Annotated in this window: 21 protein-coding genes; 11 read left to right on the top strand and 10 right to left on the bottom strand. The window is 71.8% G+C overall.

Going from position 1 to position 21,976, the window contains the following annotated elements:
• Window positions 1–12 precede the first annotated feature (12 nt).
• Entirely contained in the window at window positions 13–1,626 is a 1,614-nt protein-coding gene (locus tag ABD831_RS03540) for an LLM class flavin-dependent oxidoreductase (RefSeq protein WP_344941578.1), read from the bottom strand.
• Window positions 1,627–1,654: 28 nt separating this feature from the next.
• On the opposite strand from ABD831_RS03540, the gene ABD831_RS03535 reads away from it, so the two are divergent.
• The 3 genes from ABD831_RS03535 (at window position 1,655) to ABD831_RS03525 (ending at window position 4,900) form a co-directional block, all read left to right on the top strand.
• The gene (locus ABD831_RS03535; RefSeq protein WP_344941574.1) at window positions 1,655–2,980 is read left to right on the top strand and encodes a M20/M25/M40 family metallo-hydrolase; all 1,326 of its coding nucleotides are present in this window, start codon (window positions 1,655–1,657) and stop codon (window positions 2,978–2,980) included.
• A gap of 31 nt (window positions 2,981–3,011) precedes the next feature.
• Window positions 3,012–4,451, top strand: coding sequence for an MFS transporter (locus tag ABD831_RS03530; RefSeq protein ID WP_344941572.1), 1,440 nt, complete (start codon window positions 3,012–3,014; stop codon window positions 4,449–4,451).
• An 86-nt stretch (window positions 4,452–4,537) separates the two neighbouring features.
• Window positions 4,538–4,900 (top strand): TfoX/Sxy family protein, encoded by a 363-nt coding sequence (locus ABD831_RS03525; RefSeq protein ID WP_344941569.1) that lies wholly within the window; start codon window positions 4,538–4,540, stop codon window positions 4,898–4,900.
• Here ABD831_RS03525 and ABD831_RS03520 read toward each other — a convergent pair.
• Window positions 4,897–6,294, bottom strand: coding sequence for a DUF2786 domain-containing protein (locus ABD831_RS03520; protein WP_344941566.1), 1,398 nt, complete (start codon window positions 6,292–6,294; stop codon window positions 4,897–4,899). The genes ABD831_RS03525 and ABD831_RS03520 overlap by 4 nt on opposite strands.
• A gap of 471 nt (window positions 6,295–6,765) precedes the next feature.
• Here ABD831_RS03520 and ABD831_RS03515 point away from each other — a divergent pair, with 471 nt between their 5' ends.
• Complete coding sequence (locus ABD831_RS03515) at window positions 6,766–7,452, top strand: SPFH domain-containing protein (protein WP_344941563.1); 687 nt, start codon at window positions 6,766–6,768, stop codon at window positions 7,450–7,452.
• 24 nt (window positions 7,453–7,476) lie between these two features.
• Here ABD831_RS03515 and ABD831_RS03510 read toward each other — a convergent pair whose 3' ends face one another.
• Window positions 7,477–7,917 carry a DUF1348 family protein gene (locus ABD831_RS03510; protein ID WP_142176060.1) on the bottom strand — a complete coding sequence of 147 codons (441 nt, stop codon included), beginning with the start codon at window positions 7,915–7,917 and terminating at the stop codon, window positions 7,477–7,479.
• 77 nt (window positions 7,918–7,994) lie between these two features.
• Window positions 7,995–9,443, bottom strand: coding sequence for an HNH endonuclease signature motif containing protein (locus ABD831_RS03505; RefSeq protein WP_344941558.1), 1,449 nt, complete (start codon window positions 9,441–9,443; stop codon window positions 7,995–7,997).
• 183 nt (window positions 9,444–9,626) lie between these two features.
• On the opposite strand from ABD831_RS03505, the gene ABD831_RS03500 reads away from it, so the two are divergent.
• The 3 genes from ABD831_RS03500 (at window position 9,627) to ABD831_RS03490 (ending at window position 12,236) form a co-directional block, all read left to right on the top strand.
• A complete protein-coding gene (locus ABD831_RS03500; RefSeq protein ID WP_344941555.1) occupies window positions 9,627–10,361 on the top strand; it encodes an alpha/beta hydrolase in 735 nt (244 codons plus the stop codon).
• The gene (locus tag ABD831_RS03495; protein ID WP_344941551.1) at window positions 10,358–11,611 is read left to right on the top strand and encodes an ATP-grasp domain-containing protein; all 1,254 of its coding nucleotides are present in this window, start codon (window positions 10,358–10,360) and stop codon (window positions 11,609–11,611) included. The genes ABD831_RS03500 and ABD831_RS03495 overlap by 4 nt, the downstream gene beginning before the upstream one ends.
• 436 nt (window positions 11,612–12,047) lie before the next feature.
• Complete coding sequence (locus ABD831_RS03490; protein ID WP_142176068.1) at window positions 12,048–12,236, top strand: hypothetical protein; 189 nt, start codon at window positions 12,048–12,050, stop codon at window positions 12,234–12,236.
• Window positions 12,237–12,282: 46 nt separating this feature from the next.
• On the opposite strand, the gene ABD831_RS03485 is transcribed toward ABD831_RS03490, so the two are convergent.
• The gene (locus tag ABD831_RS03485; RefSeq protein WP_344941545.1) at window positions 12,283–12,927 is read right to left on the bottom strand and encodes a DUF1345 domain-containing protein; all 645 of its coding nucleotides are present in this window, start codon (window positions 12,925–12,927) and stop codon (window positions 12,283–12,285) included.
• Between the two features lie 150 nt (window positions 12,928–13,077).
• Here ABD831_RS03485 and ABD831_RS03480 point away from each other — a divergent pair, with 150 nt between their 5' ends.
• From ABD831_RS03480 to ABD831_RS03470, 3 genes are read left to right on the top strand one after another with little or no spacing between them, the layout of a single operon-like run.
• Complete coding sequence (locus ABD831_RS03480; RefSeq protein ID WP_344941542.1) at window positions 13,078–14,106, top strand: diacylglycerol/lipid kinase family protein; 1,029 nt, start codon at window positions 13,078–13,080, stop codon at window positions 14,104–14,106.
• 13 nt (window positions 14,107–14,119) lie between these two features.
• Entirely contained in the window at window positions 14,120–14,842 is a 723-nt protein-coding gene (locus tag ABD831_RS03475; protein WP_344941539.1) for a phosphatase PAP2 family protein, read from the top strand.
• Window positions 14,839–15,570, top strand: coding sequence for a phosphatase PAP2 family protein (locus ABD831_RS03470; RefSeq protein WP_344941536.1), 732 nt, complete (start codon window positions 14,839–14,841; stop codon window positions 15,568–15,570). The genes ABD831_RS03475 and ABD831_RS03470 overlap by 4 nt, the downstream gene beginning before the upstream one ends.
• A gap of 80 nt (window positions 15,571–15,650) precedes the next feature.
• Here the strand turns inward: ABD831_RS03470 and ABD831_RS03465 are convergent, their stop codons facing one another.
• The 3 genes from ABD831_RS03465 to ABD831_RS03455 all read right to left on the bottom strand — a co-directional run bounded on the left by ABD831_RS03465 (window position 15,651) and on the right by ABD831_RS03455 (window position 17,694).
• Window positions 15,651–16,436 (bottom strand): DUF1206 domain-containing protein, encoded by a 786-nt coding sequence (locus ABD831_RS03465; protein WP_344941533.1) that lies wholly within the window; start codon window positions 16,434–16,436, stop codon window positions 15,651–15,653.
• Between the two features lie 104 nt (window positions 16,437–16,540).
• Complete coding sequence (locus ABD831_RS03460) at window positions 16,541–16,717, bottom strand: hypothetical protein (protein WP_344941530.1); 177 nt, start codon at window positions 16,715–16,717, stop codon at window positions 16,541–16,543.
• Window positions 16,718–16,851: 134 nt separating this feature from the next.
• Window positions 16,852–17,694, bottom strand: a complete 843-nt coding sequence (locus ABD831_RS03455) for an acyl-CoA thioester hydrolase/BAAT C-terminal domain-containing protein (RefSeq protein ID WP_344941527.1) — start codon at window positions 17,692–17,694, stop codon at window positions 16,852–16,854.
• A gap of 76 nt (window positions 17,695–17,770) precedes the next feature.
• Here ABD831_RS03455 and ABD831_RS03450 point away from each other — a divergent pair, with 76 nt between their 5' ends.
• Window positions 17,771–18,214, top strand: coding sequence for an SRPBCC family protein (locus tag ABD831_RS03450; RefSeq protein ID WP_344941524.1), 444 nt, complete (start codon window positions 17,771–17,773; stop codon window positions 18,212–18,214).
• A 7-nt stretch (window positions 18,215–18,221) separates the two neighbouring features.
• Here ABD831_RS03450 and ABD831_RS03445 read toward each other — a convergent pair whose 3' ends face one another.
• Both ABD831_RS03445 and ABD831_RS03440 read right to left on the bottom strand, forming a co-directional pair.
• The gene (locus ABD831_RS03445) at window positions 18,222–20,771 is read right to left on the bottom strand and encodes a DEAD/DEAH box helicase (RefSeq protein WP_344941521.1); all 2,550 of its coding nucleotides are present in this window, start codon (window positions 20,769–20,771) and stop codon (window positions 18,222–18,224) included.
• Window positions 20,772–20,864: 93 nt separating this feature from the next.
• Entirely contained in the window at window positions 20,865–21,929 is a 1,065-nt protein-coding gene (locus ABD831_RS03440; RefSeq protein WP_344941518.1) for an FUSC family protein, read from the bottom strand.
• Window positions 21,930–21,976 lie beyond the last annotated feature (47 nt).

The following is a 21,976-nucleotide window of genomic DNA, read 5'->3' as shown; positions in this document are numbered from 1 at the left end:
ACCCCTGGTGGCTCAGCCGAACCCGTGGAGCGCGAGCGGGTGGATCAGCTCGCGCTCCTCGTAGGCCAGGTGTGACAGGAGGGTGTCGGTGAGCAGGTCGAGGGCGCGCTGGACCTCGTCCAGGGCCTCCTGCCCGGACCGGCCGTGGGCCTCGGTGCCGACGAGCCCGACGAGCGCGTCGTCGACCTGCTCGAGCACGTCGGCGATGACGTGGTGCTCCTGCTCGAGCCGGTCGATGACCGGGGCGAGGTCGGGCTGGGCACCGCGCAGGTGGACGAAGATGCTCCGGTCCTCGAGGGTGTGGTGCCCGGTGACGAGCCGGCAGTACGTCTCGCAGTAGGCGCCGAGGGTCCAGTTGTTCTGCCGCATCGCCATCGTGTTGATGACCGACCTGGCGGCGCCGGTCGACATCGCCCCGGATCGCACCTGGCCGACGATGTCGCGCAGCTGGGCGAGCTCGCCCCGCAGGTGGTCGTGCACGTCGACGAGGTGCTGCGGGACCGCCTGCTCCGACGGGGAGTATGCCGCGTCGCCGGGCTTCGTGGTCACCGGGCGGTCGTCCTCGCGCCACGGCAGCGTCGCGCTGAGCCGCGTGCCGTCGTCGGGCGTCGCCCGGACGGTGAGCGGGGCGCGGTCAGCGTGGGTCTCGCGGACCCCCATGAGCGCCGCCTCGAGTGCCGCCTCAGGCGCCGCCTCGGTGGGAACCGGTGGCTGGGAACCGGCTGCGCGGCGACTGCGCTCGGCGTCGACGAGCTCGCGGACCGCGGGAGCCACCTCGACGGCATACCGGCGGAGCACGTCGGGGTCGTCGGTGCCCAGGATGAAGGTGCTCATCCCTGCGGTGAGGGCGAGCTCGGCGAGCTGCTCGGCCCACTCGTCGGCCGTGCCGCGCAGGAAGCCGCCGCCCGAGCCGAACCGGCCGAAGATGTTGTACATCCGTCGGATCGCCTGAGGTCCTCGCCCAGCCCGTTCGGCTGCCGCGTCGATCGCTGCGTTCATCCCAGGCAGGGCCTCTGGAGCGGCATACCCCAGGCTCGGCAGCCACCCGTTGGCAACCCGGCCGGTGACGCCCAGCATCCGCGGCTTGTAGGCCCCGAGCCAGATCTCCACGTGGTGCACGGGGAAGGGGCCGGCGTGCATCCCGGTGACGGAGTAGTGCGCTCCCTGGACCGTCAGCGACCGGGCGCCGGGATCGTCGGGGTCCTGGCCCCACACGCCCCGGATGATGCCGACCGCCTCGACGAGGGCGTCGACCGCCTCCCGAGGCGTGCGGCGCTCGCCACCGGCGGCCACGACCGCGTCCCAGAAGGCGCCGGTGCCGAGGCCGAGCTCGGCGCGTCCGCCACTGAGGACATCGAGGGTGGCCACCTGCTTGGCGAGCCCCACGGGTGGACGCAGCGGCAGGTTGGCGACGTTGGCCGCGACGCGGATCGCGTTGGTCCGCGTCGCGACCGCCGTGAGCAGGGTCAGGGTGTCGAGGTGCTTGGCGTTGTACGGGTGGTCCTGGACCGTGAAGAGGTCGAGGCCCGAGACGTCGGCGAGCTGCCCCAGCTCCAGCGTCGCGTGTGCGCGTGACGCCTCGGGGCTCGCGAACACCCCGAACTGCAGCTCGTGCCCGTAGTCCATGTGGTCAGCGTGGCATACGCTCCGGGCCATGAACGGGGACCAGGCTGCCGTCGAGGCGCTGCGGGCGCTCATCCGCATCCCGACCGTGTCGGACTGGGATCCCGGCAACGAGGACCGGGCGGCCTTCGACGCGCTCCTGGTCGAGCTGCGTGCCCGCTTCCCCCGCCTGCACGCGACGTGCGACGTGCAACGGATCAGCGGCGACGCGCTGCTCGTGCGTTGGCCCGGCCGCACGCAGGAGGCGCCGGTCGTGCTCATGGCGCATCTCGACGTGGTGCCCGTCGACGACGCCTCGGCGTGGACCCATCCGCCCTTCGCCGCGGACCTTGCAGACGGGCACGTCTGGGGCCGTGGGGCGCTCGACTGCAAAGGGTCTCTCGTCGCGACGTGCCAGGCGGTCGAGGACCTCATCGCCGACGGCGTCACCCCGGGGCGGGACGTCTGGCTCTCGTTCGGCTGCAACGAGGAGGTCTCGGGACGCGCCGCCAGGGACGCCGTCGCGATCTTGCGCGAACGAGGCGTCGAGCCGTGGTTCGTCATCGACGAGGGCGGAGCGATCGTGGAGGGTGTGCTGCCCGGCGTCGACGCACCCATGGCCGTCATCGGTGTCTCCGAGAAGGGCACGGTCGACGTCGACCTCACCGCGCGCGGCGACGGCGGCCACGCCTCGGCTCCGCGCCGGATGGGGGCGACGAGTCGGCTCGCCCGCGCGATCCTGCGGCTGGAACGGAGGCCGTTCCCGAGCCACCTGCCCGATGCCACCGTCGACATGCTCGAACGCGCCGGAGCCCACGCGCGTATGCCGTATGCCGCCGTCTTCGGTCACGCGCGCCGCCTTCGCCCGGTCCTCTCCCGGGTCCTTCCGCGGCTCGGGCACGAGACCGCGGCCCTGACGAGGACGACCGTCGCGGTCACCCAGCTCTCGGGTTCGCCGGGGGCGAACGTCATCGCCGCGACGGCCCGCGCCCACGTCAACATGCGGGTCATGGTGGGCGAGACCGTCGACGGGGCGATCGAGCGGATCCGTCGCACCGTCAAGGACCCCTACGTCGAGGTGACACTGGTCAGCGGCGACGAACCGAGCCCGGTGTCGCCGACGGACGACGCGGCATACGCCCTCCTCGAGTCGACGCTCGGGGAGGTCTTCCCGGGGACGGTCGCGGTGCCCTACGTCATGCTCGCGGCCACGGACTCACGGCACTTCCACCGCGTGTGGCCGCGCGTCTACCGCTTCACGCCGTTCCGGATGACCGACGCCCAGCGTGCGTCGATCCACGGTGTCGACGAGCGCATCGGCGTGGACGACCTCCACGACGGCATCGCGTGGTACCGCCGCCTCATCGAACAGCTCTAGTCGACCAAGACCGAGAGAGAACAGGATCCGCATGTCAGACAGCACGGCCGTCTCCGACGCCGCCCGGGCCGTGGCTCGAAGCCCGATCACCAAGGTCGTCGGCTTCCTCATCTGCGTCGAGCTCGCGAGTGGGGTGCTGCAGGGCTACTACACCCCGATCTTCACCGACATCGCGCGGCACCTCTCGATCAAGGACGCCGACGTCAACTGGTTCGAGGCCGCGCAGCTCATCGTGTCGGCCCTCGTCGTGCCGCTCCTCGCTCGGCTCGGTGACCTCATCGGCCACCGCAAGGTGCTGCTCCTCTCGACGGTCGTCACCGCGCTCGCGTCGTGGGGCGTCGCGTTCGCGCCGAGCTTCGGGCTCTTCCTCGTGGCGTGGGCCGTCCAGGGCTTCTACGTCGTGTGGCTACCGATGGAGGTCGCGATCATCCACCGCCGCACCGGAGGCGCCGAGCGCCGCGTGCGCGGCGCCGCCGGCCTGCTCGTCGCCGGCCTCGAGCTCGGCGTCATCGCCGGAGCCCTGACGAGTGGTGCGCTGGCCGAGTCCCTCGGCATGACGGCCCTGCTCGCGCTGCCGGCCGTCGTCGTGACCCTGGCCCTCGTGGCGATCTGGTTCGGGGTCGAGGAGTCGCCCGTGCTGGCCCACGGCTCCGTCGACTGGCGCGGCTTCTGGCTCGTCACGCTGGCCCTCGGCCTCGTCATGGGCGGCCTCGTCATGCTCCGGGTCCTCGGTCCGGGCAGCCCGTGGCCGTGGGTGCTCGTCGTCGCCGGTGGTGCGGCGCTGGTGCCCTTCGCCCGTGCCGAGCTGGCGCATCCCGAACCGCTCGTCGACCTCCGCATCCTCGGCGCGCGCGGACAGTGGCCCGTGCAGGCGACGGCCTTCCTCTTCGGGGTCTCGGTGCTCGGCGCGCAGATCCCGCTGTCGACCTTCGCGCGCACCGACCCGGCCGTCACGGGCTACGGCCTCGGCGCGTCCGCCGGCAAGGTCTCGATCATCATCGGCGGCTACGTGCTGTCGCTGGCGGTCGGTGCACTGCTGCTGCACCTGCTCGCCCACCGCACCGGGACGCGGGTGGCGATGGTCGCGGCGGCCGTGCTCGTCGCCGTCGGCTACCTGCTCTTCCTGCCCTTCCACGCGTCGCTCGCCCAGACGATGACCAACATGGTCATCGCCGGGCTGGGCTCGGGCGCGCTCGTGGCGGGCCTGCCCACCGCCGCTGCTGCCCAGGCGCCACCCACGCACACCGGTCTGACGACGGGGATGACCAACACCACCAAGACGATCGGCGGTGCGTTCGCGTCGAGCGTCTTCGCGATCGCCCTGGCCTCGACCGGCACGGTCGACGCCGAGGCAACGGCCCATGCGTCCCTCGCGGGCTATCTCGTCGTCTGGGCGATCTGCGGGGTCACGGCGCTCGTCGCAGCCGTGTTCCTCGCGGTCGTGCGCGAGCCGAAGGCGCAGGCGGCCTGAGCGACGTCCGGCCTGCGGACGCCAGGCGCTCACGGTCCGGGCGGGGAAGCGTCCCGTACCGGAACGTTCGGTGGTGTCATGGAGCCATGCAGATGCCCCAGCACTCTGACGAGGCCAAGGCCCACTTCCGGTCGCTGGTGAAAGACGCGCCGGGTGTCGAGGTCAAGCCGATGTTCGGCAGCCTCGGCGCCTTCGTCAACGGCAACATGTTCGCTGGGCTCTTCGGACCGAACGTCGGGGTCAAGCTCGACGCGGCCGGGCTCGAGGAGCTGGGGGCGCTCCCGGGAAGCGGACCCTTCGGGCCGCAAGGGCGACCGATGGGTGGCTACCTCTCGCTGCCCCCCGAGCTCGACGACACCGAGCAGTCGGCGTGGCTCGACCGCGCGCGCGACCACGTCGCGACCCTGCCGCCCAAGGTCGGGAAGCCGAAGCCGAAGCCAAGGCCCTAGCGCTCCTGCAGGCTGCGCGCCGTCCCGAGCTGCGCCCGGTCGGCGGCCGAGCGACCGTGGTGCCAGCCCTCGGCGTCGCGGGCCGCGCTGACCCTGGCCTGGCGCACCTCCGGGAACCAAGTGCTCAGCGCCTCGTCGACCTCCTCCGCGCGGGCGGCGAGGAGCGGCACCAGCTCACGACCGTTGGCGCCGTCGGCCACCGCAGCCTCCTCCTCGTGGGCCGTCGCCTCGTGCAGCCGCTCGCCGATGCGGTGGGCGAAGGCGGAGAGGAAGGACTGCCGGAACGACCTGGTGCGGCTGCCTCCGTGCTGGTCGCTGCGCGAGCCCGCAGCGGCCAGCGTGCGCGTCGCCTGGACGAGGAGCGAGGTGAAGAGCAGCTCGACCGCCTCGAGATCGGCCTCGAAGCCGACGACGGTGGCGAAGCCCAGCTCGCGCGACCAGACCATCCGGCACCGGTTGGCCGAGGCGACGGCCTGCAGCAGGACGGCCTTGGGGCCCTCGTAGGGGTTGTCGACCCCGATGCGCCGGCCCTGGGGGCCGTCCCGGTCAGGGCGGTCCGCCTCCCGGGCGAGGATGGCGGCGTCGATGCTGTGCCGCGCCATCAGTGACTGCGCGCCGGCGGTGAAGGTGGCAGCCTCGGCCTCGAACGTCGTCGACTCCGCCTTGGCGAGAAGCATGCGGACGCGGCTGAGGATGCGCTCGTCGGCAGCGGGCGGGGCGTCAGCATCGTGCCTGTCCTGCGGCTGGGGGAGTGCCTCCCCGGGTAGCGGGGTCAGGCGCTCGAGCTCGGGAAGTCGGGTGAGGAGGTGCAGCACCGTGACGACCTGCGACATGAGCGTGAACCAGTCGGACCCAGCGGCTCGCCGGGCCTCGATCCAGCTGACCGACGGCGGAGCGGTTGGTGCATCGCCCCGCTCGTCGAGCTCGCTCAGCTGCGACAACCACTGGCGGTCGACGGTGGCGGCCGCGTACTGCGCGAGCTCGTGACGCATGGCGTCGACGGCGACCGCCTGCTCCGTGGCACCGAGCCGTCGGCCCACCAGCCGGTGGACGTCCGCGGGCTGCCAGCCCAGCTGCCACGCCCGAGTCGTCGCGGCCGCGGTCGAGTCGACCAGGGTCCGCACCACCGTGCGTCGAGTGGTCGACGCAGCGCACAGCGCGGCGACCGAGGCCGTCACATGGTCCAGCCGATGCTCGTCCGGCTCGTCCAGGGCGTCGAACGCCTCCCCCAGGAGGTCGAAGAGCACGCCGCGCACCTCGGCGTCCGACGGCGGTGCGTCGACCTGGCCGCCGCCGGGGTCGCCGAAGTCGCCGGCGCCGAACGTGGACCCGGGGCGCGGGTCGCACGAGCCGCGTCGAGTGCGCTGCCGCCCCGTTCTCCGTGCCTTGCCCATGTGTCCTCCTCAGGTCGAGACACCATGCTGTCACCAGGCGGACACCGCTCTTCCATCGCGGCGGCGCCTGTGGATGAGAGCCCGCGGTCTGCAGGGGATGTGGACACCGGCGCCGGAGAAAACCAATGGTGCGGTTGGCACCGGGCGCGCCATCCTTGGACGGCACGGGGCGGGCAAGCAGCCGAGGTGGCGTGCCACCGGAGGTCCTGCGCGTCGGACCCGCCCACGGATGCAGCGCTCTGTCCAAGCGCCCACTCCAGGTAACGGTGCCCTGCACCAGAGGTTCGAATCCTCAGGGTGTCGTCGACCGTGTCCCGCCGGGTGTCGCCCTGCGGGTCGGGCCTCGAGCCCGGCCCCCGCGGCACGCGCTGCACGGTCGGCGACACCCGCACGTGTCCGCGTCCGCGTCACCCGGCAGGGCCCGTCGAGCCATTGCATGTCCAACCGAACGACCCGAAGGAGGTCGCCCGAATGTCCCTGAACCGCTTCACGATCGAGCCGCGCCACTGCGCGCTCCGTTACCGTCACGGCGTCCTCCAGCAGGTCCTGCCGTCGGGTCGGCACCGACGTCTGCGCGGGCAGCGGCTCGTGGTCCTCGACCTGCGTGAGCGCCTGACGCAGGTCGCCCCGCAGGAGGTCCTGACGTCAGACGGTGTGTCGGTGCGCGTGTCCGCGGTCGTGCGCTGGGCCGTCGGCGACCCGATCGCGTTCGCCGAGGTGTCCGACGAGCCGACGGCCACCGCCTACCTCGCCGCCCAGGTCGCGCTGCGTGACGCGCTGTCGACGGTGTCGGCCGACGAGCTCGTCGGTCGAGGGGCGGCCCTGCCGACCGCGCGGATCACCGCCGCCACGGCCGAGGTCGCCCGACGCGTCGGTGCCGAGGTGGCCGAGGTCGTCGTCAAGGACGTCATCGTGCCCGTCGAGCTGCGGGCCGCCGCTGCCGAGCTGGCGACGGCCCGGCGGCGCGGGGAGGCCCAGCTCGAGGCGGCTCGGGCCGAGACGGCGGCGCTGCGCTCCCTCGCCAACGGCGCCAAGCTGCTCGACGCGCACCCGGCGCTCGCCCGGCTCCGTCTCGTGCAGGCTGCACCGCCCGGCACGCGCATCGTCCTCGGCGTGCCCGACGCGGTGGCCGTCAGCGACAGCCTCGACCAGGCCTGAGGCCCAGCCCTGCGGGGGCGATGCTCAGAAGGTGGGGAGCTCGCCCTCGCCGGGGGTGACGCGCAGATCCGACTCGTCGATGGGCACGTCGTCGATGCTCGCCTCGCGGCGGCGCATGTAGCCGAGGTCGTCGAACTCCCACTGCTCGTTGCCGTAGGAGCGCCACCACTGCCCGTCGGCGTCGCGCGACTCGTACTGGAAGCGGACGGCGATGCGGTTGCCGGAGAAGGCCCACAGGTTCTTGCGCAGGCGGTAGTCGAGCTCGCGCTGCCACTTGCGGGTGAGGAAGTCGACCACGGCCGCGCGGCCGACGACGTGCTCGCCGCGGTTGCGCCACTCGGTGTCCTCCGTGTAGGCCCCGGCGACGCGCTCCGGGTCGCGGGTGTTCCACGCATCCTCGGCCGCCTGCACCTTCTGGCGCGCGGTCTCCTCGGTGAAGGGCGGCAGGGGAGGTCGTGGATCCATCGTGGGCTCCTCGGGGCGCAGCAGCAGTCAGTCAGTCATACGGTCAGCCCAGACTACGACCGGCCCCCGAGCACGGATCAGAACGGCGGAGGCGCCTCGTCGTTGGGGGCAGGTTCCAGCGTCGCTGCGAGGTCCGGCGGACCCACTCCCTCGCGCCAGTCCTTGGGGTGGGTGACGTAGGTGCGGCCGGTCAGGGTGGTCCATTCGAGTCCGCCGTCGGCGACGGGCCTGGAGGTCCACACGCCGTCGGTCTTCGTGTTGTGGTGCCAGCGGTGCTTGAGGTGGAGGTTGCCGACCGACGTCTCACCCCTTGGCCACGGTGTCTCGTGGTCGAGGTCGCACCGCGAGGCGAGGACCTCGCAGCCGGGCCCGCGGCACCTGCCGTCGACGGCCTGCACGTGCTCGACCATGGCGGCAGTGGGGCGGTAGGCCTTCGTCGGTCGTGACAGGGCTTCGCCGGTGCGCAGGTCGACCGGCAGGGTGCGCCAGACCGATCCGGGCCGCGTCATGATCTCGCGGGCCTGGGCGGCAGTGATCCAGCCGTGGCCCGGCAGCTCGCAGGCGGCGTCGGAGGTGCCCGTCGCGACCTCGAAGGGCACGATGAGCCACACCAGGCCGGCCGGCGTCGTGCTCGGCGAGGAGGGTGAGGCGGGATCGGACACGGTGCCGGAGTGGGTGCCGGAGACAGAGTCGCAGCCGGAGCCGGAGTCGTTGCCGGACTGGGTCGCCTGCTGCCGGGCCTCGAGGTGGCTGCGCAGGAGTGCCTCGGTCGCGAGGTCGCAGCGGAGCTGGTCGAGGGTGCGGGGATCGTCCGCTCCCCGGGCCGCGCGGGCCTGCCCGTCGAGCCGGTCCATGACCGCAGCGATCGCGTCGGCATCGGCGACGAGGGTGAGGCAGCCCATCCCGTCGCCGGTGAGCCGGCTGAAGACGCCCCGCCGCGACCGCGCCCGGGCGCGGCGCTCGTCGGACCCGCGGGTGTCGAGGGAGGCGATCGCACGCCGCAGCCGGGTCACGAACGTCCGCTGCGACAGGCGCCGACCGTCGCGGGAGGGTGCGAGCACGGCCTCCTCGACGGCCGCCACGTCGGCGTCCGACAGGGCCGCCGTCTCGGACGCGACCTGAAGGGCGCGGTGCAGCGTCGTCGCGCCGGACCGGAGGGCGGCGAGGATCATCCGGTGCCGTCGCGGCGCGGTGGCCAGCGACAGCCGACGGGCCACCTCGCCGACGCCGAGACCCGTGGCCAGGGCGATCTCCTCGCTGACGACCCGGTCGGCCGACACGTGCAGGGACCCGGCTGCCAGCGCCAGCGTCTCGACCTGCTGTGACTCGATCGTGTGAAGGGCGCCGTAGGCCGCCAGCAGCCGGGCCTCGACCCGCGCCTTCTCCGTCTCCAGGGCCTCGATGGTGCCCAACGCCCGCTCACCGAGCGCCGTGAGGCTGTCCTGCACGTCCGCCATCACCTGGGCGCGCAACCGGTCGTCCTCGACCCCGAGCAGACCCGTGCGAGTGGATGCGACGTAGGGCACGGGACCACTCCTCTCGGGATCTGCGAACAGGTTAATTAGAACACATGTTCGACTCGATCGACAAGAGTTCGCGGGCATCTGTGGACAACGAATCGCATTGTCCTGCAATAGATCTCGATCAATGACAACGACGGATTGCACGCTGGACGGGCCGCCGTCCGGCGTCACGCATAGGGTCAGGGGATGGCGCGAACGAGGCTCACCGTCACCGGCACGCCGGTCGGCGACGTCGACCTCGTCGTCGTCACTCCCGTGGGCACCCGCCGCAGCGACCCCCTCCCGCTCCTCGTCGCGCACGACGGCCCGGAGTACTCGCGCCGGGCGCACCTCGTCTCGCGGCTGCGCACGGCCACCGCCGACGGCCGGGTCCCGCCGACCCGGGTCGTCCTGCTCGAGCCCGGGCCTCGCAACGAGCGGTATGCCGCCAACCCCCTCTGGGCCGAGGCGCTCGCCGAGCACGTGCTCCCGACCGTGCACACGGCATACGCCGCCGACGCCAAGCCGACGCTCGTGGGAGCGAGCCTCGGAGCGCTCGCGTCCCTGCAGACCGAGTGGCGCCACCCGGGGACGTTCGGGGCGCTCTTCCTCCAGTCGGGCTCGTTCTTCCGCAAGCGTGTGGACGACGAGGAGGACTTCGAGTTCTGGGACCGCGTGACGGCCTTCGTCGCGGGCGTGCGCCGGGCGCGCAAGCGGCGCAGCGACGCCCGGATCGTCCTCACGTGCGGCGCCGACGAGGGCAACCTGGCCAACAACCGCCAGATGGCGCAGACCCTCGCCGCGAGCGGTCACGACGTCACGTTCCACGAGAGGCCGGGCCGGCACGACTGGCGCTCCTGGGAGGCCGCGTTCGACCCGTTCCTGTTGACACTGCTGCAAGGATCGGGGTCACCCGGATCGTCCACCAGGAGAGGCACATGACGCACACGCGCAACCACCTGATCGGGCTGCTGCTCGGGGCCGAGGAGGACTGGCCCACCGCGTTCGAGGCCCTGCTCGCGCTCGTCGGTCCGATCACCACGGACGACGGAGTGACTCATGAGCTGACGAGCGAGCGCCTCACCATCGAGCCGTTCGACCTGCGCCAGCCGGTGCGCACCGAGCTCGTCATCGACCGGCTCGCCTACTGGTACTACCACCCGCGAGAGTGGCTCAAGAAGGCCGCGCTGATGAACGACACCTACCTGCTCAACAGCCCGTTCACCTTCCAGTCGATGGAGAAGCACAGCGCCTACGTCGCGCTGATGCGCCTCGGGCTCAAGGTTCCCGAGACCTGGCTCGTGCCCTACAAGCACCCCGTCGACAACGTCCGCTGGGCCTACACGTCGGCGAAGTACAACCGGCCCTTCGACCTCAAGAAGATCGCCAGGGACCTCGGCTACCCGATGTACATGAAGCCCTTCGACGGCGGCGGGTGGCGTGGCGTCTCGCGCATCGACGACGAGGCCGACCTCGTCAAGGCCTACGACGAGTCGGGCGAGATGCTCATGCACCTCCAGTCGACCGTCGAGTACGACCACTTCGCGCGAGCCCTGTCCATCGGGCCCGAGACGATGGTCATGGACTTCCGCCCCGAGCAGCCGATGCACAACAGGTATGCCGTGAGCTACGACTTCCTGCAGCCGTCGGCGGGCAAGCAGACCGCCGCCATCAGCCGCATCGTCAACGCCATGTTCGGCTGGGAGTTCAACTCCTGCGAGATGCTCGTCAAGGGCGACGACGTCTATCCCATCGACTACGCCAACGCGTGTCCCGACGTCGCGGTCACCTCGTTGCACTACTACTTCCCCTGGGCCATCAAGGCACTCGTGCGCTGGTCGGCCTTCTGTCTCGTCACCGGTCGCAAGGGGCCGATGGACCTCGAGATGCGCCGCTACTTCGACATCGCCGACCGTGAGGACCTCACCGACGAGGAGAAGCTGGACGCGTACCTCGCGATCGCCGACGAGTACTTCGACACCGCCGCCTACTGGGCCTGGTGCGACCGCTACCTCCCGCACCTCGACGCGGCGGTGCTCGAGTGGGTGCAGTCCGACGCGTTCGACAGCCTGCTGCGCTCGACGGTCGTCACGACCTACCCCGCCCACGAGCGCGACCGCTTCATGGCGCACTTCGGCGGCCTGATCGGCCTGTGGGTCAAGGACGAGAAGGCGCGGCTGGCGGCTACCTGATCCGGCGGGCGCCGCGGATCCGCCGCTGGAGTCGGAGGTCGTCACGAAGCGCCGGTGGCATGGGCAGCCTGCGTCTGACCAGCTCGGCGGCAAGGCTCTCCAGCGCGTTGAGCAGCACACCGCGAGCGGTCACCAGCAGGGCCGGGTCGACCTTTCCGGACCTCCGGAGGTCCACGTCGCGACGCGCAGCGCGCACAGCCGACTTCAGTCCCTCGAGCTGCGAGTCAGGGGGCGGGGGAGCCGACGGAACAGCGGGCACCACGGGCTCCGATCTGCCGGCGCACCGTGCGTCAACCTCGTTCCGAACCCTACGCCTGACCCTGCCCGCGTAGGCGGATCGGGGTCGGACGGGTCCAGAACCTGTGCCGACGGTTCGCACGGTGAGACACTGGACGCGCGGGATCCCCGCCCCAGCCATCGCCTGGAGAGTGACGACATGTCCACGACCTCTGAGTCGGATCCGGGACGGCACGTCCCTCCGGACTGGGCTCTCGGACAGGCGATGAACGACCGGGACGACGAGGACACCGCGGGGCGCGAGGAGCGGGCCTGGGACCTCGTGGACAGCTTCGAGGCGGAGCGGCACGACGCGGACGACGACCCGGACGAGGGCGGCGAAGGCTGACGCCCCCTGTCCCCGTGGGCCGGGGCGACGTAGCCGGCGGCGGCCGCTAGCCGCCCAGGCCCGAGTTGCCGATGCCTGCCACGAGGTTGATCGTCGCGGCGATGACGATCGTGCCGTAGAGGTAGGCGAGCAGCGTGTGCCCGAGGACCACGCGCCGGATGTCCGAGGTCTTGAGGTCGGTGTCCGAGACCTGGTAGGCCATGCCGAGGTTGAAGGAGAAGTAGGCGAAGTCCGAGAAGGTCGGGTCCTCGTCCTGGTTGAAGTCGATCGGTGGGCGCGCGCTCGCGTAGTAGACGCGGGCGTAGCGCAGCACGTAGACGGTGTGGACGCACAGCCAGCCCACCGCGACCGCGCCCACCCCGACGAGGGCGTCGATGACCTGCGCGACGCCCTTCGACTGGCCGCCGACGAGGAGGACGCCCACGCCCGCCAGGCTGGCGAGACCGACGACGATGACGACCACGTCGTACCACGCGGCGTCGCCGTCGCGGCCCTGCACGCGCGCTCGCGTGGCGGGGGCGTCGTGGCCGAGGACGTGCACGAGCAGCGGCACGGCGAAGGTCAGCCCACCGGCCACGAACCCGGTGAGCAGGTGGGTGAGCAGCTCGCCTGCCGGGCCCAGGGGGACGACGACACCGGCGAGGACGCCGACGAGCAGCGCGACGGCGAGGCGCCGGCGAATGGTGGACACGTCCGGAGGCTACCGCCGCACGCGGCCCCGTGGCTGGGCTCCGGCTGGGGGTGCGCTGGTGGTCGGCTGGGTGCGGCCTCGGGGTATGTGAGGTGCTGGCCGATGTTTGCGGCCGTCTCCCCTCATGCCCTGAGCCCTAGGATCCCCAACATGCCCGACACCCCCAGCGCTCGTCGCAGCCTCACCGTCGTCTACAACCCGGTGAAGGTGGACGACCTCGACTCCGCCAAGGAGCTGGTCGCCAAGGCTGCAGCGCAGCACGGCTGGGAGGACCCGTCGTGGATCGAGACGACCGAGGACGAGACCGGCGAGAAGCAGGGCCGCGAGGCGGTGCGCTCCGGCGCCGACGTCGTCGCCTCGCTCGGGGGCGACGGCACGGTGCGTGCGGTGGCCTCGGCCCTCGTGGGCACCGACGTCGCGCTCGGCCTGCTCCCGGGAGGCACGGGCAACCTGCTCGCCCGCAACCTCGGCCTGCCCATCGACTCCCTGGAGAACGCCGTCGAGGCGATGCTCGGCGGCACCGAGCGCCGCATCGACGTGGGTCTGATGCGCGTTTCCGACAAGCCGATCCGGCCGCACGAGAGCCATGGCACGCACGACGGCGGCTCCCAGGTCGACGACGACGAGGAGGTCTTCCTCGTCATGGCCGGTCTCGGTCTGGACGGCCAGGTCATGGCCGGCACCAACGAGAAGGTCAAGGCCGTCGTCGGCTGGGTCGCCTACATCTTCAGCGGGCTGCGTCAGGTCTTCAGCCGCGGCTTCCGCGTGGACGTCAGCTCCAAGGGCAGTTCCGGGGTGACCGGTCAGCACGGCGACCACGAGCGGGAGCACGACGAGCCGAGCGGATCGGTGAGCCGGCACGCTCGCACCGTCGTCGTCGGCAACTGCGGCACGCTCCAGGGCGGCCTCGAGCTCATGCCCGAGGCGAAGCTCGACGACGGCATCCTCGACGCCGTCGTCGTGGCCCCCAACGGCGCGTTCGGCTGGTTCTCCGTCATCTCCGACCTCGTCAGCCGCCACCGCGCCGGCCACCGCCGCCTCGACCGCCTCCGCGGCCGCGAGTTCACCGTCACCGCCGGTCGCCCCGTCGAGGCGGAGATCGACGGCGACCCGATCGGCGAGCACGTCTCGCTGGGCATCCGCATCCTCCCCGACTCCCTGGTGGTCCGGGTTGGCTGAGCGACGCAGAGGTGTGCTCCGACCCGCGGGTCGGGGTCGACGCCTGCTCAAGGCCGTCGGGTTCGGGCTCGCCTTCGCCATCCCCGTCACGGTGCTCGCGTTCGTCGTTCGCGAGAAGTTCCTCCCCGTCATCGAGCTCGACGAGCGGCTCATCATCGCCGCCACCGACATCACCCGAGACAACCCCTGGCTCAAGACGGCCCTGCTCGTCTGGCAGGAGGCCACCCAGCCGGTGTGGGTCTACATCGTCTCGTCGGCCGTGTGCCTGATCCTGTGGCGACGCCACCGTGAGCTCGCGACCCGGTGCCTCTGGGCCTTCATCACGCTCATGGTGTCGTGGAACCTCCAGCTCGACCTCAAGGCGATCGTGCGACGGGCCCGCCCCGTCGTCAGCGATCCCGTCTCGCACGCGCCCGGCTACAGCTTCCCGTCGGGTCACGTCGCCTGCGCCGCCGCGATCGCGACGACCATGACGCTGCTGCTCTGGCCGGTGCTCTCGCCCGTGGCCCGCCGTTGGCTCATGGCCGGCCTGACGGCATACGTCCTCCTCACCGCACTCGACCGGGTCTTCCTCGGCGTGCACTACCCCTCAGACGTCCTCGCCGGGATCATCTTCGGCGTCGGACTCGGTACGGCGTCCTACGCCGGCTACATCGGGTGGAACCCCAAGCGTCCGGACGACTCCCCTCCGCCGGAGGGGGACGCCGGGCCCGAGTCATCGAAAGGCAGCACGTGAACCACACCTTCGTCCACCGCTACGAGATCGACTCCTCGCGACCAACGGTCGGGTCGGCCCTGCGTGACTTCGCACTGCGGGTCCTCGCGCCCGCCGTGGTCCTGTTCGGGGCGATCGTCGGTCTCGGCTTCCTCATCATGGGCCCGCTCGGCGGCCTCCCCTCCGAGGAGAGCATCAGCCGGTCCGTCGCCGCAGGCCGCACGTCGACGTGGAACTCGATCACCGCGGTGTGGTCGCACATCGGCAACACCGAGATCGTCATCGGCGTCTGCCTCGTGGCCGTGGCCCTCATCTGGTGGCGCACCAAGCAGTGGTGGTATGCCGTCATCCCCGCCATCGCGATCGCCACGCAGGCCAGCGTCTTCGTGGCCGCCACGACCATCGCCGACCGCAAGCGGCCGGCCGTCGAGCACCTCGACCCGGCGCCCCCGACGTCGAGCTACCCCAGCGGCCACATGGGCGCCTCGACGGCGCTCTACCTCACCTTCGCCCTCATGGCGCAGCGCATCCAGACGGTGTGGCTGAGGCGGCTCATCACGGTGGTCTGCGCCGTCATCCCGCTGCTCGTCGGCTACGCGCGCCTGTACCGCGGCATGCACCACCTCGTCGACATCCTCGTCGGCATGGTCAACGGCATCGTGTGCGCCCTGCTGGCCTGGAACTACCTGCGTCGCAAGACCACCAGCGGCCGCGTCAGCAGTACGGCTCGCGAGGCCGTGTCGCGCTGACACCAAGCGCTCCGTCTCCCCGCGGGACGCAGAACGGCCGGGAACCCTCGCGGTTCCCGGCCGTTCGTGTCGAGCAGGCGTCAGACGTCGGCGTGACGCGCCCGACCGAAGCAGTAGACGCCGAAGGCGATGAGACCGAGGGCGACGAGTCCGAGCAGGAAGGGGCCGCCCGGGGCGCCGAGCAGGTTGCGCAGGGCGCCGTCGAGCCCGCGGGCCTCGCTCGGCTTGTGTCGCACCGCGGCCAGGACGAAGAGGCCACCGACGATGGCGAGGGCGATCCCCTTGGCGATGTAGCCGACGCGCCCCGCCTTGACGATCCACTCGCTGGGGTGCGTCTCGAGGTCCTGGAGGAACTTCTTCCTCCACCCCTTGACGACGTGGTAGACGCCGACCCCGATGACGGCGAGCCCGACGAGGGCGACCAGCCACTGGCCGGCAGGCTGCTTCATCAGGCTGGCCGTGAAGTCGGTGGTCTGGCTCTTGCTCGACGAGCCCGTGCCGCTCGCGAACTTGAACGCGGTCCACGACAGGACGAGGTAGACGACCGCCTTGGCGGCGGCCTTGAGACGGTCGCTCGTCTCCCACCCGCCGGAGATCGCCTCGGTGACCTGCCAGAGCGCGAGGCCGAGCCACGCCACGACGGCGACCCAGAGCATGACGAGCCCGAAGCCGTTGTCGGCCATCGAGCCGAGGGCGCCCGACTGGTCGGCGCTCTTGCCCTTGGCGCCGAAGGCGAGCTGGAGGGCGATGATGCCGATGACGATGTGGAGCACGCCGTTGACGGCGTAGCCGACGCGGGCGGCGGTCTCGAGGGCGGGATGGTCGCCGGCGCGCCGTGAGGCGGCGGTGACGTCGGTGGAGTCCATGCAGCTGGTCCTGTCGGTCGAGGGGTCCCCGATGTGGGCACTGGGGAACATACCCGCACCGGGGCCTGAACCGGCGGGTCAGGCACCACCACCATCGCCGGCCCTCACACGAGGCGCAGGTGCCGGCGGCGGCGGGCGGTGCGGGTGCGCCGGCGAGGAGTGGGTGGCACCGGCGCCTCGGGCGCCGGCTCGAGGCGGCGGCGACGCGCGACCTCCGCCCCGTGCCGGAGGTCGGCCTCGCGCATGGCGACGAGGGCGCTGACGATGGTGGGAGAGAGCATGACCGGATCCTTCGAGGTCGCTGTGGTGCGGACCTCTCCAGCGTCGGTCTGAGGTGGGCCCTCCCACATCGGGAGGACGACGTATGCCGCGTCGCCGGCTACCTCAGATCGGCGCGGTCCACGTCCTCGACCTCTCAGGCGAGGTCGAGGACCCGGCGGATCTCGGGCCAGGCCTGCTCGCCGAGCGCCCGGTCCGCTGCCTCGGTCCCGCCGCGGGCCATGCGCTGGCCGCCGGACGCGACGGCCTCACCGGGCAGGAGGACGCGGTGGCCGGCCCCAGGATGGGTGACGAGGGTCGTCGGCAGGTCGAGAGCACGCCGTCGGGCCTGCACGGCGCGGGCGGAGGTGAGCGAAGGCCACACCTGGTCGTCGCCGCCCGCGACGAGCAGCACGTCACCGAAGAAGCGCTCGACCGGGATCGTCGCGGCTGCGACCCGGTCGGCGTGCGTGCGCAGGCTCTGGGCGTAGACGGGCGTGAAGGCAGGCGGGTCGCCGACCGGCTCGGCCTCGTCGTCGTACGGCACGAAGGGGAGGGGCTCGCCGCCCCGCGACCACGACGAGTGCTGCGGTCGCAGCCCGCCGTCGGGGCCGGGACCGACGTTGGCCCAGGCGACGTGGCTCGGTGCGATCGCGACGACGGCGTCGACGAAGGGGTCGCCGGGGGCATACAGCAGGAAGGCCTCGGCCGACTTCGAGGTGCCGAGGAGCACCACCCGGTCGCAGTGCTCGGCCAGGGACGCGACGGCGGGTGTGAAGGCCTCGAGAGGGTGCTCCCAGATGCCGGCAGGCCGGCCCTCGCCACCGAACCAGCGGTAGGTCAGGGCGGCCGAGACCCCGGCCGAGGCGAGCAGGCGCGCGCGGTCGCGCTCGACGCGGCCGCTGGAGCCGGAGAGCACGAGCACGCCGGTGCCGTTGCCCCCGTCGGACGGCTCCACCAGCACGCCGTCGTGGTCGGTCAGGTGCTCGCGCAGATCCACACCGCCCAACCTATCGGCGATGCGAGGATGGGGCGGTCGGCGTCGACCCGGACGCCCGCCCCGAGAGGTGACTCGCATGCCGCACCACGCCCGAACCGAGATCGTGGATGCCCCTCCGGCCGCGGTGTTCGCGATCCTCGACGACGTCACTCGCGCCCCGGAGTGGCTGGGGCGCTGCACCCGGCTGGACAACCTGACCGGGGGGCCGACGTCGGTGGGCACGCAGCTGAGGTACCACTACAAGGACGGCGGCCGCACCGGCGTCATGGACGGCAAGGTGGTCGCGCGCGAGCAGGACCGCAAGCTGACGAACTGGTTCACCGACAAGATGATGGACGTCACGGTCGACTTCGACGTCGAGCCGGGCCCGAGCCCCGAGCAGACCCGGCTCACCCACACGATCACCATCGACACCAAGGGCTTCGGCAAGGTCCTCACGCCCATGATCAACCGGCAGCTGCCCGCCCAGACCGAGGGCGCGATGACCGAGCTGAAGAAGCTCGCCGAGTCCGGCGCCTGACCGGCGGTCAGCCGCCGAGGCGCTCGAAGCCGGTGACGGTGAGCACGGCGGCGCCGACGTCGTCGCTGGCGGCGAGGTCGACGACGGCCGTGATGCCCCAGTCCTTGTCGTCGTCGGGGTCGACGACGACCTGACGCAGGCGCCACTCCGTCGGCGTGCGCTCGACCTGGAGGAGCGCGGGCGAGCGCGCGCCCTGGTCGGTCGCGATGGCGTCGTGGTCGTCGTAGTAGGCGCCGAGCGCGTCGTTCCACGCCTGGGCGTCCATCACGACCTTCTGCGGTGGGTCGGTGAGCTCGGCGATGCGGGCCTCGAGCTCGCCCAGGGCCTCCCACTCGTCGCGCGAGGCGAGCTCGACGCGGTGGAACATCGCGTTGCGGATCATGACGGTGAAGGCCCGCTCGTTGGCCGTGATCGGCCGGGCCGGGGGTGCGACGTCGGTCTGGGCGAGCACGGCGTCGCTCGGGTTGACGAGGTCCTCCCACTCGTCGAGCAGGCTCGAGTCGGTCTGGCGCACCAGCTCGCCCAGCCACTCGATGATGTCCTCGAGCTCCTCCGTGCGGTGGCTCTCGGGGACGGTGCGGCGCAGCGCGCGGTAGGCGTCGGTCAGGTAGCGCAGGACGAGCCCCTCCGACCTGGACAGGCCGTAGTAGGAGACGAACTCGTTGAAGGTCATGCCCCGCTCGTACATCTCGCGCACGACCGACTTGGGCGACAGCGCGTCCTGCGAGATCCACGGGTGCGTCTGCCGGTAGGCGGCGAGCGTCACCTCGAGCAGGTCGGCGAGCGGCTTGGGCCAGGTGACCTCCTCGAGCCGCTCCATCCGCTCCTCGTACTCGATGCCGTCGAGCTTCATGGCGGCGACGGCCTCGCCCCGGGCCTTGAACTCCTGGGCCCACAGCACCTGGCGGGGGTCCTCGAGGATCGCCTCGATCACCGAGACGAGATCCTTTGCGTAGGAGTCGGACTCGGGGTCGAGGGTGTCCATGACGGCGAGCGCGAAAGGTGCCAGCGGCTGGTTGAGGGCGAAGTCTCGCTGGAGGTCGATCGTCAGGGCATGGCGGCGCCCCGACTCCTCGGCCGTCGCCAGGCGCTCGACCACACCCGAGGTGATGAGCTCCTTGGCGAGCACGAGGGCATGTCGCTGGAGGCGCCGCTGGTCCTTGGGCTCGTGATGGTTGTCCGAGAGCAGGCGCAGGGCGTGCGCGACCGGGTTTCCCTCTCGCGCCAGGAGGTTGACGAGCATCGAGTGTGAGACGCGCATCCGGGGCTGCAGCGGCTCGGGCTCGGCGACGATGAGCCGCTCGAACGTCTCCTCGGACCAGCTGACGAAGCCCTCGGGTGCCTTCTTGCGCTGGATCTTCTTCTGCTTCTTGGGGTCGTCGCCGGCCTTCTCGACGGCACGCAGGTTGTCGACGACGTGCTCCGGCGCCTGGGCGACGACCCAGCCCCGGGTGTCGAAGCCCGCACGGCCGGCCCGACCGACGATCTGGTGGAACTCGCGCGCCTTGAGCGTTCGCTGCTTCGTGCCGTCGAACTTCGTGAGCCCCGTGAGCAGGACCGTGCGGATCGGCACGTTGATGCCGACCCCGAGCGTGTCGGTGCCGCAGATGACCTTGAGCAGACCGTCCTGGGCGAGCTGCTCGACGAGGCGGCGGTACTTCGGCAGCATCCCGGCGTGGTGCACGCCGATGCCGTGGCGCACGAGCCGCGACAGGGTGCGGCCGAAGCCGGCCCCGAAGCGGAAGCCGCCGATGCGGGCCGCGATCGCCTCACGCTCCTCGCGGGTCGTGATCTTGACGGCCATGAGGCTCTGGGCGCGCTCCAGGGCGGCCGCCTGGGTGAAGTGCACGACGTAGACCGGCGCGCGGTCCTTGTCGAGCAGCTCCTCGATGGTCTCGTGGAGCGGCGTCACGGCATACGAGAACTCGAGGGGGACGGGGCGCTCGGTGCCGGTGATGACGGCGGTGGAGCGGCCGGTGCGCCGGGTCAGGTCGTCCTTGAACATGGTGACGTCGCCCAGCGTGGCCGACATGAGGACGAACTGGGCCTGGGGCAACTCGAGGATCGGCACCTGCCACGCCCAGCCGCGGTCGGGCTCGGAGTAGAAGTGGAACTCGTCCATGACGACGAGACCGATGTCGGCCGAGCTCCCCTCGCGCAACGCGAGGTTCGCGAGGATCTCGGCGGTGCAGCAGATGATCGGGGCGTCCGCGTTGACCGACGCGTCACCGGTGATCATGCCGACGTTGTCGGCGCCGAACTGCTCGCACAGGGCGAAGAACTTCTCGGAGACGAGGGCCTTGATGGGTGCCGTGTAGAAGCTGACGCGGTCCTCTGCGAGGGCCGTGAGGTGGGCCGCCGTCGCAACGAGCGACTTCCCCGACCCCGTCGGTGTCGACAGGATGAGGTTGCTCCCGCTCAGGATCTCGAGGAACGCCTCCTCCTGGTGCGGGTAGAGCGTGAGCCCCCGCTCGGTCGTCCACTCGGTGAAGACCTCGTAGAGGCCGTCGGGATCGGGATCCCGCGGGATGCGCTCACTGAGGTTCTTCGTCACCACGTGAGTATGCCGTCCGGCGGGGTGATGCTCCCAACCGTCGTCACGGCCCTCGCCCTGGCGGCCCGCGACATCGAGCACGACCTGCTCGCGGCGCTAGGCGTCGGACCGGCCGCGCAGCCGATCCGGGACGACGAGCAGCACGACGGCGCCGACCACCGCGCCGAGGACCGTCTCCAGCAGCCGGTCGCGCAGCAGCGGGCCGACCGGGGACTCGTGGGCGAGCTGGCCCATGAGCAGGGCCAGCGGGGTGATGAAGAGCAGCGCGACCGCATAGTTGCGACCCACGAAGAGCTCGGTGAGGACCTGGAGCACGACGATGGCGAGGACCGCTGTCACGTCCTGCGGGTGCCACGCGAGGACCACCGCCGCCACGCCCAGCCCGAGCAGCGTGCCCACGACCCGCTGGACGCCGCGGGTCAGACGGGACAGCAGGTCCGGGCCCGAGAGGACGACCACGGCCGCGACCATGGCCCAGTACGGGTGCTGCCAGTCGAGGGCGGTCGCCACGGCGCCCGCGACCGAGAGCGCCACGACGTGACGGACGAGGTGCGCGACAGCGCCCTGCGGCGCCAGGGCGTCCCGGAAGCGCGGCGCCGGGAGCACCGGAGGCGCCCACGACGAAGGCTCTCGCAGCACCCCGACCTGGGCGACGAGCATCGAGAAGACGGCGCTGCCGGCGGCGATCCCCGCTGCCACGGCCACCGTGACGGGGGTGGACGGCACCATGGCGCAGACCGCGAAGCCGAAGACGAGGAACAGCGGCCCGGGCGGGTGCCAGCCGTAGGCGTCGGACGTGAGCGAACCGCCGGCGGCGAGCAGCGCGCCGACGGGCACCACGAGCCAGCGCGAGTCGGGCGCGAGGGACACGAGGACGCCGAGCGTCACTGCCAGCGTGAGGAACCCGCTGGCCACGACCTGCATCCCGGCTCGCTCGGCGCGGGCGTGGTTGCGCCCGTAGAGCGACGTGAAGGCGCCGAACGCGGCATACGCCGTCCACTCCACGCGACCGAGCAGGACGAGCGCCAGGAGGGGGACGAGCACGGAGACGCCCGCGCGGAGGGCGACGCGGTGCGCGCCCCGGTGGGGGCCCAGGGTCAGCAGACCCCGGGCCACGGACCGCACGCGTCCGGTGGGGGTCGGTTCGGGCTCGCTCGTCATCGCTGGGTCGAGTGTAGTCAGCGCTCCACCGGCCGCCGTGTGCGACG

The sequence above is a fragment of the Terrabacter ginsenosidimutans genome (assembly GCF_039539425.1).
Classification (GTDB): Bacteria; Actinomycetota; Actinomycetes; order Actinomycetales; family Dermatophilaceae; genus Terrabacter; species Terrabacter ginsenosidimutans.
This window is presented reverse-complemented; position numbering and strand designations above follow the sequence as displayed.

Bases quoted from the DNA above. Each gene is read 5' to 3' on its own strand.
- ABD831_RS03510 (WP_142176060.1), bottom strand. From the start codon at position 7,917: ATGGATCCACGACCTCCCCTGCCGCCCTTCACCGAGGAGACCGCGCGC.
- ABD831_RS03480 (WP_344941542.1), top strand. From the start codon at position 13,078: ATGCCCGACACCCCCAGCGCTCGTCGCAGCCTCACCGTCGTCTACAAC.
- ABD831_RS03490 (WP_142176068.1), top strand. From the start codon at position 12,048: ATGTCCACGACCTCTGAGTCGGATCCGGGACGGCACGTCCCTCCGGAC.
- ABD831_RS03525 (WP_344941569.1), top strand. From the start codon at position 4,538: ATGCAGATGCCCCAGCACTCTGACGAGGCCAAGGCCCACTTCCGGTCG.
- ABD831_RS03450 (WP_344941524.1), top strand. From the start codon at position 17,771: ATGCCGCACCACGCCCGAACCGAGATCGTGGATGCCCCTCCGGCCGCG.
- ABD831_RS03440 (WP_344941518.1), bottom strand. From the start codon at position 21,929: ATGACGAGCGAGCCCGAACCGACCCCCACCGGACGCGTGCGGTCCGTG.
- ABD831_RS03540 (WP_344941578.1), bottom strand. From the start codon at position 1,626: ATGGACTACGGGCACGAGCTGCAGTTCGGGGTGTTCGCGAGCCCCGAG.
- ABD831_RS03515 (WP_344941563.1), top strand. From the start codon at position 6,766: ATGTCCCTGAACCGCTTCACGATCGAGCCGCGCCACTGCGCGCTCCGT.
- ABD831_RS03500 (WP_344941555.1), top strand. From the start codon at position 9,627: ATGGCGCGAACGAGGCTCACCGTCACCGGCACGCCGGTCGGCGACGTC.
- ABD831_RS03535 (WP_344941574.1), top strand. From the start codon at position 1,655: ATGAACGGGGACCAGGCTGCCGTCGAGGCGCTGCGGGCGCTCATCCGC.
- ABD831_RS03465 (WP_344941533.1), bottom strand. From the start codon at position 16,436: ATGGACTCCACCGACGTCACCGCCGCCTCACGGCGCGCCGGCGACCAT.
- ABD831_RS03530 (WP_344941572.1), top strand. From the start codon at position 3,012: ATGTCAGACAGCACGGCCGTCTCCGACGCCGCCCGGGCCGTGGCTCGA.
- ABD831_RS03495 (WP_344941551.1), top strand. From the start codon at position 10,358: ATGACGCACACGCGCAACCACCTGATCGGGCTGCTGCTCGGGGCCGAG.
- ABD831_RS03520 (WP_344941566.1), bottom strand. From the start codon at position 6,294: ATGGGCAAGGCACGGAGAACGGGGCGGCAGCGCACTCGACGCGGCTCG.
- ABD831_RS03460 (WP_344941530.1), bottom strand. From the start codon at position 16,717: ATGCTCTCTCCCACCATCGTCAGCGCCCTCGTCGCCATGCGCGAGGCC.